The 13,718-nt window shown below is 70.9% G+C and carries 13 protein-coding genes; 6 read left to right on the top strand and 7 right to left on the bottom strand.

Translation table 11 applies throughout. The features are described 5' to 3' along the window. Nucleotides 1-546: 546 nt before the first annotated feature. From FBY40_RS01640 to FBY40_RS01625, 4 genes are all read right to left on the bottom strand, one after another. On the bottom strand, nucleotides 547-1,104 hold the full coding sequence (locus FBY40_RS01640; RefSeq protein WP_141935898.1) for a flavin reductase family protein: 558 nt from the start codon (nucleotides 1,102-1,104) through the stop codon (nucleotides 547-549). 111 nt (nucleotides 1,105-1,215) lie between these two features. After that, nucleotides 1,216-1,662: a recombinase family protein gene (locus tag FBY40_RS01635; protein ID WP_235014429.1), complete on the bottom strand. Its 447-nt coding sequence runs from the start codon at nucleotides 1,660-1,662 to the stop codon at nucleotides 1,216-1,218. 53 nt (nucleotides 1,663-1,715) lie between these two features. Continuing rightward, nucleotides 1,716-3,383, bottom strand: a complete 1,668-nt coding sequence (locus FBY40_RS01630) for a cation:proton antiporter (protein WP_235014427.1) — start codon at nucleotides 3,381-3,383, stop codon at nucleotides 1,716-1,718. Further along, nucleotides 3,380-4,381: a malate dehydrogenase gene (locus tag FBY40_RS01625; protein ID WP_141935894.1), complete on the bottom strand. Its 1,002-nt coding sequence runs from the start codon at nucleotides 4,379-4,381 to the stop codon at nucleotides 3,380-3,382. The genes FBY40_RS01630 and FBY40_RS01625 overlap by 4 nt, the downstream gene beginning before the upstream one ends. A gap of 67 nt (nucleotides 4,382-4,448) precedes the next feature. On the opposite strand from FBY40_RS01625, the gene ypfJ reads away from it, so the two are divergent. Further along, a complete protein-coding gene (ypfJ, locus tag FBY40_RS01620) occupies nucleotides 4,449-5,324 on the top strand; it encodes a KPN_02809 family neutral zinc metallopeptidase (RefSeq protein ID WP_141935892.1) in 876 nt (291 codons plus the stop codon). Then, nucleotides 5,321-6,334 (top strand): prolyl aminopeptidase, encoded by a 1,014-nt coding sequence (gene pip, locus FBY40_RS01615; protein WP_200829907.1) that lies wholly within the window; start codon nucleotides 5,321-5,323, stop codon nucleotides 6,332-6,334. Before ypfJ ends, pip begins: the two co-directional genes overlap by 4 nt. A gap of 3 nt (nucleotides 6,335-6,337) precedes the next feature. Here the strand turns inward: pip and FBY40_RS17245 are convergent, their stop codons facing one another. Then, nucleotides 6,338-7,279 carry a phytanoyl-CoA dioxygenase family protein gene (locus FBY40_RS17245; protein ID WP_160141327.1) on the bottom strand — a complete coding sequence of 314 codons (942 nt, stop codon included), beginning with the start codon at nucleotides 7,277-7,279 and terminating at the stop codon, nucleotides 6,338-6,340. Nucleotides 7,280-7,345: 66 nt separating this feature from the next. On the opposite strand from FBY40_RS17245, the gene FBY40_RS01605 reads away from it, so the two are divergent. Further along, nucleotides 7,346-8,155, top strand: coding sequence for a helix-turn-helix domain-containing protein (locus FBY40_RS01605; RefSeq protein WP_141939954.1), 810 nt, complete (start codon nucleotides 7,346-7,348; stop codon nucleotides 8,153-8,155). Nucleotides 8,156-8,269: 114 nt separating this feature from the next. On the opposite strand, the gene FBY40_RS01600 is transcribed toward FBY40_RS01605, so the two are convergent. Both FBY40_RS01600 and FBY40_RS01595 read right to left on the bottom strand, forming a co-directional pair. Continuing rightward, the gene (locus FBY40_RS01600; protein WP_124292171.1) at nucleotides 8,270-8,581 is read right to left on the bottom strand and encodes a hypothetical protein; all 312 of its coding nucleotides are present in this window, start codon (nucleotides 8,579-8,581) and stop codon (nucleotides 8,270-8,272) included. Further along, complete coding sequence (locus FBY40_RS01595; protein WP_141935889.1) at nucleotides 8,578-9,597, bottom strand: LacI family DNA-binding transcriptional regulator; 1,020 nt, start codon at nucleotides 9,595-9,597, stop codon at nucleotides 8,578-8,580. Before FBY40_RS01595 ends, FBY40_RS01600 begins: the two co-directional genes overlap by 4 nt. Before the next feature lie 217 nt (nucleotides 9,598-9,814). On the opposite strand from FBY40_RS01595, the gene FBY40_RS01590 reads away from it, so the two are divergent. Genes FBY40_RS01590 through FBY40_RS01580 form a run of 3 tightly spaced genes read left to right on the top strand, consistent with a single transcriptional unit; the run spans nucleotide 9,815 to nucleotide 13,712 of the window. Continuing rightward, a complete protein-coding gene (locus tag FBY40_RS01590; protein ID WP_235015024.1) occupies nucleotides 9,815-11,845 on the top strand; it encodes a beta-galactosidase in 2,031 nt (676 codons plus the stop codon). Beyond that, complete coding sequence (locus FBY40_RS01585) at nucleotides 11,842-12,789, top strand: carbohydrate ABC transporter permease (protein WP_141935884.1); 948 nt, start codon at nucleotides 11,842-11,844, stop codon at nucleotides 12,787-12,789. Before FBY40_RS01590 ends, FBY40_RS01585 begins: the two co-directional genes overlap by 4 nt. Beyond that, nucleotides 12,786-13,712, top strand: a complete 927-nt coding sequence (locus FBY40_RS01580; RefSeq protein ID WP_235014425.1) for a carbohydrate ABC transporter permease — start codon at nucleotides 12,786-12,788, stop codon at nucleotides 13,710-13,712. Before FBY40_RS01585 ends, FBY40_RS01580 begins: the two co-directional genes overlap by 4 nt. The last annotated feature ends 6 nt before the right edge of the window (nucleotides 13,713-13,718 follow it).

Here is a 13,718-nt window from a genome sequence, read left to right as displayed (position 1 = left end):
CCGCGCGCTCCTCGCGACCCGTCAAAATGTGCGGCTCGGGATGCGGGCAGGCGACGTTTCTTGACGGGTCGGGCGCGGCGTGGGGCGTGGGCGGCGCGCCGCCCTTTCTTCGCGACCCGTCAGAAAGTGTGGCTCGGGGTGCGGGCGGGCGACGTTTCTTGACGGGCCGCGATGCGGGTGGCATGGGATCAGGTCGCGCGGATGAATCGCGGGGTCGCGTCGCGCCGGTCGGGCGCGGGGGTGAGGCGGGGCGGACGGCGCGTCGCGCGCTCCTTGCGCCCCGTCAGATTGTGCGGCTCGGGGTGCGGGCAGGCGACGTTTCTTGACGGGTCGGGTCGCGCGGCTCGGGGCTGCGTGTGGCGTGGGCGGGCGGCGCGCCGCCCCTTCTTCGCGACCCGTCAGAATGTGCGGCTCGGGGTGTGGGCAGGCGACGTTTCTTGACGGGTCGCGTCGCGCGGGTCGGGCGCGTCGCGCGGGTCGCGTCGCGCGGGTCGGGCGCGTGGGAGGGCGGTGGCGTGGGCGGGCGGCGGCGCGCGCGTCGCGCGGTCAGCCGAGCTGCGAGTGCTCGCCGAGGCGGTGCCAGCTGCGGTTGTGGTAGACCAGCGCGTCGGCGGGCTCGCCCGGCTCGACGTCGCGGGTGATCTGGTGCTGCAACGCCTGCGCGGCGATGACGGTCGAGGCGCCGGCATCCATCCGGTTGATGATCGCGCAGCGCAGCCACGCCCGCGCGCCGGGGAAGACCGGCTCGCCCGTGGGAAGCCGCGCCCACAGCGACGTGTCGGCGAAGCGGTCGACGCCGCTCGTGGCAGCGAGCTTGGCGAGCTCGAGGTCGTGCGCGTCGAGCAGGTGCACGACCACCGTGTCGGCGGCGGCGATCGTAGGGGCAGCCGACGAGATGGCCGAGAGCGAGAAGATCAGCAGCGGCGGCTCGGCGCTCACGGACGACACCGAGGTCGCCGTCAGCGCGACAGGTCCGTCGCCGGCGTCGGCGGTGATGACGGCGACGCCGCCGGGGTGTCCGCGGAAGACGGTCTTGAACTCCTCGGCGCTGAGCGAGGCGGTCGGGAACGACGCGGGGTGGGTGCCAACGGCGGAACGAGTCATGGGCGGCAGGCTAGCCCGCGACAGATCGTTCGCCGTCATCGCGTTTCGTGATGTTTCAGAGCTGGCCACGACAGAGGAAACCGCGCGGGCCCGCGAACGATTCCCCACGGCTCACCGGCCGGCGTCGTAGAGGTGCCGGGCGCCGTGACTGAGCACCTTCACGACCACGCCGCGGCGGCGGAGGGCGGCGACGGTGCGCGTCTCCTCTTCGATGTCGCGTCCGAGCGCGTGGACGTTCGCCACGACGAGCACGTCACCGTGGCGGAGCGTGCCGAACAGGCGCACCAGACGCTCCTCCCAGCTCTCGAGCGTCTCGGGCGAGGGATGACGGAACCCCTCGATGGGCACCCCGAAGCGGGTGAGCAGATCACGCTGCTCGACCACCGACGGCATGTCGTCGCGGGCGATGACGAGTCCGACCAGGCGTGCGCCCGATGGGCGGGCGGCCCACCAATCACGATCGCGCTGCAGTTCGGTGAAGCACTTCGGGCAGTCGGCGGCGGCGTGGGGGACCGGGACGGGGCTGGTCTCCATCGCCTCGCCGAATCCCGCACTCATGGCATCCATTCTCTCCCGGGATGACGGGTGCCGCGACCTCTTTCGATCGGCTGTCAGTCCTCGCCGTCGAGGCGGAGTTCCAGGCTCAGCTCATCGGCGTCCAGCTCGGCGAGGGTGTGCCGGAGCACGGCGGTGCTGTACGCCCCGCCCGAAGACAGCTCGGTGAGCCGCCGACGCATCGCGCGGATGAGCACGAGGCGCAGCTCGAGCGCGTCGCGCACGAGGGCGGTGGTGTCGTCGTCGGGCGGTCTGGTGTACCGGTCGCCGACGCGGGCGATGAGCTCCGGCGGGAAGCTCTCGCCGTCTCGCCGGGAGAGGTTCTCATCGGTGAGGGCCGCGGCCGCGGCATCCCGCAGCTCCCGATCCAGTCGCATCCGTTCCTCGCGATCGACGGTCTCGTCGCCTTCGCCGTCGAGGCCGAGCATGCGCACGACCCACGGGAGCGTCGAGCCCTGCAGAAGGAGGCTGCCGACGGCGACGAGGAAGGCGACGAAGACGAGCAGATCGCGTGACGGCGTCTCGGCCGGAAGGGTCTGCGCCGCCGCGAGGGTGACGACGCCTCGCATGCCGGCCCACACCATCACGGTGCCGTGCCGCCACCCGAGCGGGGTGGTGCGGTGGTACTCGAGGTCTTCGATGAAACGGAGCACCCGTGGGCGGGCGCGCTCGGGCACCCTGTCGGGCCAGGTGCGCACCCGCGGGAGGTGGGTGGCCGCGCGTCGCGCGCGCCGCGACTCGCCCCACACGAGGAGGGAGACGAAGACCGCGCGCGCAGCGAGGATGATCAGCAGCGCCGTCGCGGCGAGGAAGACCGCCCGCTCGAGACCGCCGGCACCGTCGGCGGCCACCGAGTCCCACAGGTCCTTCACCTCGAGCCCCATCACCAGGAACACCGCACCCTCGAGGACCAGCTCGACCGTGCGCCAGTTCAGCTCGTCGGACAGGCGCTGCTCGGGGGTGAATCGGCGAGCGGCGCCCTGCCCCGTGACGATGCCGGCGACGACGGCGGCGACGAGGCCCGAGCCGCCGAGCGCCTCGGTGGGGATGTACGCCACGAACGGCACCACGAACCCGATCGCGGTGTTCGCGGCGGGGTTGCGCACGAGCGCGCGCACCCGCAGGTTGACGTAGCCGATGATCGAGCCGACGACGATCGCGACGACCACGCCCCACAGGAACGCCCCGACGATCCCGCCCTCGGGAATGGACCCGGTCACCGCCGCGGCCACCATCGTGCGAAGGATCACGAGCGAGGTGGCGTCGTTGAGCAGGCTCTCGCCGTCGAGCCAGGTGGTGACGCGCCGGGAGATGCCGAGCCGCTTCGCGATCGAGGTCGCCACCGCGTCGGTGGGGCTGAGGATGGCCCCGAGTGCGATCGCCAGATACAGATCGAGTCCCGGGATGACGGCGTGGAAGAAGAATCCGAGCGCGACGGCGCTCACGACCACGAGCAGCACGGCGAGCCCCGAGATCGGCCGCACGTCGCGGCGGAACTCGATGGCCGGAAGCGAGACCGCCGCCGAGTACAGAAGGGGCGGCAGGACCCCGACGAGGATGACCTCGGGGTCGAGCTCGAACGCCGGCACGAACGGCAGCAGGCTGACCCCGAGCCCGAGGAGCACGAGCAGCAGGGGCCCTGCGAGCCGCAGGCGCGGACCGAGTGCGGTCGCGCCGGCGATGACGAGCACCGTCACCGTGGCGATGACGATGACCTCGATCACGGCAGGATGCCCAGGCTCCGCACGGCGTCGCGCTCGGCGACGAGCTCGTCGACCGAGGCGTCGATGAGCTTCCGTGACCGGTCGTCGACCCCCAGATCGGCGACGATCCGATATCCCGAACCGTCGGAGGTGACGGGGAAGGAGCAGATGAGGCCCTCGGGCACGCCGTACTCGCCGTGGGAGACGACGGCCGCCGACGTGCGGAAACCGCCGAGCACGTCGCTGCGGACGTGCTCGATCGTGGCGTGAGCGGCCGAGGCGATCGACGACGAGCCGCGCACCTCGATGATCTCGGCGCCCCGGCGCGCGACGCGGGGGACGAACTCCTCATCGAGCCAGGCGATCGCGGCGTCCACGCCCCCCTGTCGCTCGGCGAGGACGTCGATGACGGGGCGGCCGGCGACCGTGGCATGCGAGACGTCGGGATACTGGGTGGCCGAATGGTTGCCCCACACGATGACGCCGTCGATGTCGCGGGGGTTCACCTCGAGGGCGGCGGCGAGCTGACCGACGGCGCGGTTGTGATCGAGGCGGGTGAGGGCGGTGAAGCGCTCGGGAGGGATGTCGGGGGCCGACGACTGCGCGATGAGGGCGTTGGTGTTGGCGGGGTTGCCCACCGTCACCACGCGGACGGCGTCGTCGGCGACATCGTTCAGCGCCGCACCCTGCGGGCCGAAGATCCCGGCGTTCGCGGCGAGCAGGTCGGCGCGCTCCATGCCCGGCCCGCGAGGGCGGGCGCCGACGAGCAAGGCGATCTCGCAGCCGTCGAAGGCCGTGCGCGGGTCATCCGAGATCTCCACCCCGGCCAGGAGGGGGAAGGCGCAGTCCTGCAGTTCCAGCGCCGCGCCCTCGGCGGCGCGGAGGCCGGCGGGGATCTCCAGCAGGCGGAGCCGCACGGGACGATCGGGGCCGAGCATGTCGCCGGCGGCGATGCGGAAGAGCAGGGCGTAGCCGATCTGCCCTCCGGCGCCGGTGAGGGTGATCGTCGTCGCGCGCATGGCTCCGAGCATAGGGCCGGGCGGCGTCGTCCCGTGAGGAAGACGTCGGGGGCGGTACCGTGAGCAGATGACGTTCAATGAGAACGCCCAGGTCGGCGGGAACACGGCGCGACGACGCGGCAGTGGACTCGTTCTCGCCGGAGGCGGCGTGGCCGGCATCGGTGCGATCGCCGTCCTGCTGCTGAACCTGTTCACGGGGGGAGACTTCTCGGGTCTCCTCGGCGGTGGCGGCGTGCCCGGAGTCTCCGGCGGCGAGGGCAGTGAGATCGCCTCGTGCGAGACCGGCGCCGACGCCAACCGCAACGACGAATGCCGCCTGGCGGCGGGATCGCTCGTGCTCGACCAGTACTGGGCCGAGCAGGTCGAGGGCTACCGTCAGCCGCAGCTGATCATCGTCGACCAGTCCACGTCGTCGGCGTGCGGCACCGCCTCGAACGCGACGGGGCCGTTCTACTGCCCGCCCGAGGAGACGGTGTACATCGACCCCACCTTCTTCGGGCTCCTGCGGGAGCGTTTCGGCGCGAGCGCCGGCGAGCTTGCCCAGCTCTACGTGCTCGCGCACGAATACGGCCATCACGTGCAGAACATCACCGGCATCACGCAGCAGAACCCCGACAACGGCACCGGCCCCGACAGCAACGGCGTGCGGATCGAGCTGCAGGCCGATTGCTTCGCCGGGGCCTGGGTGGCGGCGATGACCGATTACGTCGACGAGAACGGGGTGCCGTTCCTCCTCGAGCCGACCGGCACCCAGGTCACCGACGCCCTGAACGCCGCGGCCACGGTCGGCGACGACCACATCCAGCAGGAGGCCGGGGCACCGGTCAATCCCGAGAGCTGGACGCACGGATCGAGCGAGCAGCGGCAGCGGTGGTTCGCCGCCGGCTACCAGGGTGGGGTCGGCGCCTGCGACACGTTCGCGGTCTCGGGGAGCGAACTGTGAGCAGCGGTCCGGCGCACCTCGACGACATCCTCTATCCGGCGATCGAGCCCTACGCGACCGGCGAGCTCCTCGTCGGCGACGGCAACCGCGTGTACTGGGAGGAGAGCGGCAACCCCGAGGGCAAGCCCGTCGTCTTCCTCCACGGGGGACCGGGCGCCGGGACATCCCCGTGGCACCGCCGGTTCTTCGACCCCGAGCGCTACCGCATCGTGCTCTTCGACCAGCGCGGCTGCGGCCGCAGCACCCCGCACGCGTCGGCGCCCGAGGCCGACCTGCGCTTCAACACCACCTGGCATCTCGTCGCCGACATCGAGCTGCTGCGCCGCAACCTCGGGATCGCACGGTGGCAGGTCTTCGGCGGATCGTGGGGGAGCGCGCTGGCCCTGGCGTATGCCGAGACCCACCCCGAGGCGGTCACCGAGGTGGTCCTGCGAGGTGTCTTCACCCTGCGCCCGCACGAACTGGAGTGGTTCTACGAGGGTGGGGCGGCGGCGATCTTCCCCGACCTCTGGGAGGACTACCTCGCGCCCATCCCGGTGCTCGAGCGCTCCCGCATGATCGAGGCGTACTGCCGCCGGCTCTCCGACCCCGACCCGGCCGTCCACGTGCCGGCGGCCAAGGCGTGGACCCGCTGGGAGGCGGCGACCCTCACCCTCCGACCCGACGCCGACCTCGTCGACACGATGACGGACGAGGTCGCGGCGACCGCCTTCGCCCGCATCGAGAATCACTTCTTCATGCACGGCGGATGGTTCACCGAAGAACAGCTGATCCGCGGTGCGACGGCACTCCGCGACATCCCGGGCGTGATCGTCCAGGGCCGGTACGACGTCTGCACGCCGGTCATGACGGCGTGGGACCTTCACCGGTCGTGGCCGGAGGCGGAGCTGGTGATCGTCGACGACGCGGGGCACGCCGCCTCGGAGCCGGGGATCGCCGCCGCGCTGCGCGCGGCGACCGACCGGTTCGCGACGGACGACGTGCCCGCATCGACAGACGTCACTGACTGAACCTCACGCGGTGAAGGGCACGCTCCCGGCGCTGCAGTACGACCCCGGCGAGTGCACCACGTGCGCGATGCGCAGCTCGGCGGCGTCGTCGTCGCCGACCGCGGGGGCGAGCTCGGGGGAGATCCGCCAGTCGAAGGCCTCGGTGTCGGGATTCTGCCGGGCGTGCTCGCGCAGGCCCAGCGGCACGAGGCGCAGGCGCCGGTCGACCCACTCGGCGTCCCAGGGCCCTTCGCTGAGGATCTGCTCTGCGGCGCGGAACTCGTAGTAGATCGTCCGGCGCAGGCGATTCCCGGTCACGGCCTCCGACCCGTGGACGATCATCACGTCGTGCACCAGCACGTCGCCGGGGTTGAGCTCGACCTGAATCACGCCGGGCGCATCCCAGCCGTACTCCTCCTGCAGCTGGCAGACGTCGACGGGAGCGCGGTGCGAACCGGGAGCCACCCGCAGGGCGCCCTCCCCGGCGCGCGAGGCGTCGAGGTAGACGTCGATGTTGAAGATGCGATGGGTGCGGGGGTGAACCGCGTCCTGGTGCCAGTCGATCGCGGCGCCGTCTCCGGCGTCTTTGAACACCAGCGACTCGTAGGTCGGCACGAAGTTCTCGCCTGCGAGACTCTCGGCGATTCCGAGCACGGCGGGGCTGCCCAGAAGTTCCAGCGATGCGGACTCGGCCTTGTTGTGGAGGTAGTCCACGCGGAACATGCGCTTCTGCCCGCCCCGGTTCGCCCACGCGTAGTCCCCCGCGTCGGGGTGATCGGGACCCAGAGCGCGGCCCTGGGCCATCCAGGCATCGGATGCCGCGCGAAGGCGCTCCAGCAGGGGAGCGGGGATCCGGTCGCGGAGGATCAGGTAGCCGTTCGCGTCGAAGAAGGCGATCTCTTCCGGGGTGAGGTGCCACGTGCGCGTCGGCGCGACGGGGGCGGCGGTCAGTGTGGTGTCGGTCATGCAAGGGACGCTACGGGAGGAGTCCACCGCAGTACTTCCCGAGTTGCATGGGAGAATTCCGGGATCATGAGCATGCCAGACGACCGGCCGGAGTGGTTCGGGTTGGCGTCGTTCCGAGGAGCGGTGCCGGCGATGTTCGCCGCGCATCGCCACGACGACCTCGAGGTCAACGCCTCGCCCTCGCCGCTGACCTACCTCATCGACGGGAGGCAGGCCACGATCCCGGCGGGAAGCCTCGGGCTGTTCTGGGCGGCCCGGCCGCATCGGCTCGTCACCGCCGTCGACGAGGTGAGCTGGGTGACCGTGCCGCTCGGGGTGGCGCTCGGCTGGTCGTTGCCGGGCGGGTTCATCGGATCGCTCCTGGCCGGTGACCTCGTGCTCGTCTCGGAGCAGGCGGGGCTCGCGCTCGCCCCGCGCGCGGAGCTGTGGACGGACGCGCTCGCGCGCGACCCCGCCGACGCCGAGCGACGCGCGGCCGAGCTCGAAGTCGAGGCGCTCCTGCGTCGGATCGCGGCGCGTCGTACGGAGGTCGCCCCGGGGCATCCGGGGGTCAAGGGCGCCGCCGGCGCGATGGCGGCATTCATCTCCGAACGCGCCGCTGACGACATCCGGGTGGACGACGTGGCCCGCCACGTGCATCTGCACCCGCAGTATGCGATGACGCTGTTCCGGCGGGCGCTCGGCATCACGGTCGGCGAATACCTGCTGCAGTGCCGGGTTGCGCGGGCCCAGCGGCTGCTGCTGACCACCGACCTGCCGATCGCCGAGGTCGGCTTCGCCGCGGGCTTCCGGTCGCAGAGCCAGTTCTATGCGCGGTTCCGCGACCGCTGCGGCGCGCCGCCCGCCGCCTACCGGCGCCGGTTGGCGGGCGTCTGAGGCGCTTCGGAGATCTGCGCCGAGTTCGGAGCATCCCGCGCTCGCCGTCCGGATCTCGCGCGGTCATCCGAAGGTGGGATGCCGCCCGGCGGCGAGTCCACTGCAGTGCGGCGGTCAGGCGTCGAGCAGCCGCCACTCGGCGAAGAAGTCGCGCACGGTCTTCTCGCCCAGGTCGCGCCGCACCGTCTCGAGCAGGCGGCTCGCCTCGGCATCGGTTCCGGCGTTCACGCGCAGCACCGGTGCGTCGCTGTCGGAGCGCACCACCACCAGGTCGAACGTCGGGGCGGCGAGGTCGTCGCCGCCGCCCATGACGGCCAGCGCGAACGCGCCGACGTATTTCGCCGCGCGCTTCAGCGGGGATGGATGCCGCACTTCCAGGCGTGCTTCGAGCACGCGTGCCGCGAGGGTGCTGTCGTCGAGGTTCATGCCGATTCCCGCCACACCGTCTCGCACTCGAGCATCACCTCGGCGCCCCCGGGGGCGCCGCCGATGCGATCCAGAACCAGGCGCGCCGCCTCGGCGCCGAGCCGTGCCGCGGGCTGGCGCACGGTCGACAGCGCCGGCAGGGTGCGTCGCGCCCACGCCGAATCGTCGAAGCCGACCACGCCGACATCCTCGGGCACCCGGCGTCCGGCCGCGCGCAGGGCTTCCACCGCTCCGGCGGCCACGGCATCGGATGCCGCGAAGATCCCGTCGATGTCGGGTGCGCGCTCCAGCAGCGCCTGCATGCCCTCTCTCCCCGCCGAGTACGAGTACAGCGGCACCGGCTCGACGAGGCGTTCGTCGAACTGCTCGCCGAGGGCTTCGCGGAAACCCGCGAGGCGGTCGGACCCCGAGTCGCGGTCCAGTGCCGCGGCGATCATCCCGATGCGTCGGCGACCCGTCTTACTCAGGCGCGAGGTGATCGCGCGGGCCGAACCGCGATTGTCGATGACCACGAACGAGGCTGAAGACGCCCCGGGAGGGTGGCCCACGTACGCCGCCGGCAGCTGGAGCCGCTCCACGACCCGGGTGATGGGGTCGTTCGCTCGCGCCGAGACGATGATGACGCCGTCGACGAAGCCACCGGAGAGGTAGCGGGCGACACGGTCGGTGTCGCGGCCGGTGTCGGCGATGAGCACGGCCATCTGGTGATCGGCCTCCGAGAGGGCGGCGTTGGCCCCCAGCAGGATCTCGCCGATGTTCGGATCCTCGATGAACAGCGAGTGCGGTTCGTGCACGATGAAGCCGACCGCCTGGCTCCGCTGCATCACGAGGTTGCGCGCCGCGGTGTTCGGCACGTAGCCGACCTTGGCGATGGCCGCCTCGATCGCCTCGCGCGCGGTGGCGGAGACGTAGCGGTCGCCGTTGACGTACCGGCTGACCGTGCCGCGCGACACCCCGGCCTCCTGCGCCACATCGTGCACGGTCGCACGCTTGGGGCGGACGGGCGGAGTGGTCACGAGGCCACTGTAGCCTTCACCGTTCACTTTTCTGCTTGACAGTCGGGCCGCGTGAATGTCAGTGTGTGTACGTTCACAGACTCTCGACGAGGAGTTGTCGTCCGAGAAACTGTGCACGTTCACACAGCACGTCGGACAACACCCTCACTTCTGGAGATCCGTGGACCACCTCGCAACGACGCTCCCCCCGCAGAGCGACGACGCGCTTCTCACCGAGATCGATGCGTCGCCGGCTCACCCGCGCTTCGCGCACCAGGGTGTCGCCTTCGGCTGCGACTACAACCCCGAGCAGTGGACGCCCGAGGTGTGGCGCGAAGACGTCGCCCTGATGCGCGAAGCCGGGGTCGACCTGGTCGCGATCAACGTCTTCGGCTGGTCGGCCCTCCAGGGGCCCGACGGCAGCTTCCGGTTCGATGAGCTCGACGAGGTCGTCTCGCTGCTGCACGAGAACGGCATCCGCGTGAACCTCGGCACCGGCACCTCGTCTCCTCCGCCGTGGCTGACCACGCGGCATCCCGAGATCCTGCCGGTGATGGATGACGGCACCACCCGTTATCCCGGTGGCCGCCAGGCCTGGTGCCCGAGCTCCCCGGTGTTCCGCCGCTACGCGCTCGCCCTGGTCGAGGCCGTCGCCGCGCGCTACGGCGCGCACCCCGCCGTCGCCCTGTGGCACGTCTCGAACGAGCTCGGCTGCCACAACGCCGAATGCCACTGCGCCGAGTCGACCCGCGCCTTCCGCCGGTGGCTGCGAGCCAGATACCGCACCATCGACGCGCTGAACGCCGCCTGGGGGACGAGCTTCTGGAGCCAGCGCTACAGCGACTTCGACGAGATCCTCACCCCGCTTCGCACCGTCTCCACGCGCAACCCCGGTCAGGTCCTGGACTACCGCCGGTTCTGCAGCGACGAGGTGCTCGCCCACTACCGGGCCGAGCGCGACGTGATCCGTCGCCACAGCGACATCCCCGTCACCACCAACTTCATGGTCACCGCCCACATCGACGCCCTCGACTACTGGACCTGGGCGCCCGAGATGGATGTCATCGCCAACGACCACTACCTCGACTCGCGGCTGGCCGACCCGCTCGCGGAGCTCGCCTTCACCGCCGACCTCACCCGCGGGCTGGCGGGGGGCGAGCCGTGGCTGCTCATGGAGCACTCCACCGGTGCGGTGAACTGGCAGCCGGTGAACCTCGCCAAGGCGCCCGGGCAGATGACCCGCGACTCGCTTTCGCACGTCGCGCGCGGCGCCGACGCCGTCTGCTACTTCCAGTGGCGCGCCTCGCTCCAGGGATCGGAGAAGTTCCACTCGGCGCTCCTTCCCCACGCCGGCACCGACAGCGTCCTGTGGCGCGAGGTGCGAGAGCTGGGCGCGCTGATCTCGCGCCTCGACGAGGTCGCGGGCACCACCGTCACCGCCGAGGTCGCGATGCTCTTCAGCTGGGAATCGTGGTGGGCCGGCGACGCCGAGAACCGCCCGAACCACGCGCTCGGCTACCTCGACCAGGTGCACGCGATGTACGCAGCGCTCCGCGACCTGGGCTACACCGTCGACGTCGTCCGCCCCGGGGCCGACCTCTCGCGCTACCGCCTCGTGGTCGTGCCGGGTCTGCACCTCGTCTCCGACGCCGACGCGCGTGCCCTCGACGGCGCCGCCGCCACCGGAACCCACGTTGTCGTGACGTTCTACAGCGGCATCGTCGACGAGAACGACCGGGTCCGCCCGGGCGGTCACCCCGGTGCGTGGCGCGACCTGCTCGGCGTCCGCGTCGAGGAGTTCGCCCCGGTCCTTCCGGGAACCACGGTGACCCTCGACAGCGGTGCGACGGCGACGATGTGGACCGAGCGGATGTCGGTGACCGACGCCGCGGTCGTGGCACGTTTCGCGGACGGGCCGTCGGCGGGTCTGCCGGCGATCACCCGGCGCACCGCCGGGTCTGCCGGCACCGGGGATGCCTGGTACGTCGCAACACTGCTGGAGGCACCGGCGCTGCGCGACCTGCTCGAGACCGCCGCCGCGGCGGCAGGCGTCGCCGCCGAGCCCGGTGCGGGACGCGGGGTCGAGGTCATCCGCCGCCACGGCGACGACCGCGCCTACCGTTTCGTCATCAACAACACCGATCGACCCGTCGAGATCGACGCGGTCGGCGATGACCTCGTGACCCAGAGCCGCGTGACCGGAACGATCGTCGTTCCCGCCGGCGGCGTCCGTGTCATCCGTGAGCAGCCGACAGAGGAGACGGCATGACCACTTCGCCATCCATCGCCGGTATCGCCGGCGCGGCCGCGGCGCCCGACGCGCCGGTGCAGAAGCGGAAACGTCCGCGCGTGCAGAACCCGTGGGCGATCGTCGCCTTCGTGGCGCCGTTCGCGCTGGTCTTCACGCTCTTCTACGTGATCCCCATCGGCTACGCCGTGTGGCAGTCGATGCTCGTCGTCGAGCGCGAGGGCACATTCGGTGAGGCCCGTGAGGTCTTCGGCGGGTTCGCACAGTACGCGCTGGTGTTCCAGAACACCGCGTTCTGGTCATCCGTGGGTCGGGTCTTCCTCTTCGGCATCGTTCAGGTGCCGGTCATGCTGGGGCTTGCGCTGCTGTTCGCCCTGCTCTTGGACTCGCCGCTCTTGCGGGGGAAGAAGTTCTTCCGCCTGGCGTTCTTCGTGCCCTACGCCGTGCCCGGCGTCATCGCCGCGATCATGTGGGGCTTCCTTTACTCGCCGAACTTGTCGCCGTTCGAGGCGGTGACCAGCCAGGTCGACTTCCTCTCCTCCGATCTGGTGCTGTGGTCGATCGCGAACGTCGTGACCTGGGTGTTCGTCGGCTACAACATGCTGATCATCTACTCCACGCTCCTGGCGATCCCCGGCGACATCTACGAGGCCGCGCGCCTGGACGGCGCCGGGCAGGCGCGGATCGCGTGGTCGATCAAGATCCCGCTCATCCGCCCCGCCCTCGTCCTCACCGGGGTGCTGTCGATCATCGGCACCCTGCAGCTGCTCGCCGAGCCCCAGACCTTCCGGTCGTTCAGCTCGGCGGTGACGAGCACGTACACCCCGAACATGACGATCTACGCCACGAGTTCCATCCCGAACGTGTCGCTTGCCGCGGCGTTCTCGGTGGTGCTGGCGCTTGCGACCTTCGTGCTGTCGTTCACGTTCCTGCGCATCACCCGACGGAAGGCGGCGGCGTCATGACCACGACGACCACGATGACGGCCGTCAACCCGACGGCGTCGCGCCGGCGGAAGGGCGGCGGACAGGATGCCGTGGGCCGCGGACCCCGCGAGGGCGTCATCCCCCGCACCGCCGCCTTCCTCGTCATGGGGGTCTTCACCCTCTACTTCCTCACGCCCATCTGGTGGCTGCTCATCGCCTCCACGAAAGACCGCGGCGACCTGTTCAGCACCAACCCGCTGTGGTTCGCCGACTTCCGGTTCTTCGAGAACGTCGGCGCCCTCGTGGCCTACCGCGACGGGGTGTACCTCCGGTGGCTGCTGAACAGCCTGCTGTACGCCGGGGTCGGCGCCGTCGTGGCGACCCTGCTGGCGTCCATGTGCGGATACGCCCTGGCGAAGTACCGGTTCCCGGGCCGCGAGACGCTCTTCAACGTCGTCCTCGGCGGGGTGCTCGTGCCCGCCACCGCGCTCGCGCTGCCGCTGTTCCTGCTCTTCAGCCAGGTGCAGCTGACCAACACCTTCTGGGCGGTCTTCCTCCCCAGCATCGTCAGCCCGTTCGGGGTCTATCTGAGCCGGGTCTTCGCCGAGGCATCCGTTCCCGACGAACTGCTCGAAGCGAGCCGCCTCGACGGAGCGGGCGAGGTCCGCACCTTCTTCACGGTGTCGATCCGCCTGATGTTCCCGGCGCTGGTGACGGTCTTCCTCTTCCAGTTCGTCTCCATCTGGAACAACTTCTTCCTGCCGCTGATCATGCTGCGCAGCGAAGAGCTGTTCCCGGTGACCTACGGGCTCTACGCCTGGAACTCCACGATCAACCAGTTCCCCGAGCTGCGCACGTTCGTGCTCGTCGGGTCGCTGCTGTCGATCGTCCCCCTGATCATCACGTTCCTGCTGCTTCAGCGGTACTGGCGCACGGGCCTCGGCACCGGCGCGCTGAAGTGACAACCC

Source organism: Microbacterium sp. SLBN-154, from assembly GCF_006715565.1.
In the GTDB taxonomy this organism is placed as follows: domain Bacteria; phylum Actinomycetota; class Actinomycetes; order Actinomycetales; family Microbacteriaceae; genus Microbacterium.
This window is presented reverse-complemented; position numbering and strand designations above follow the sequence as displayed.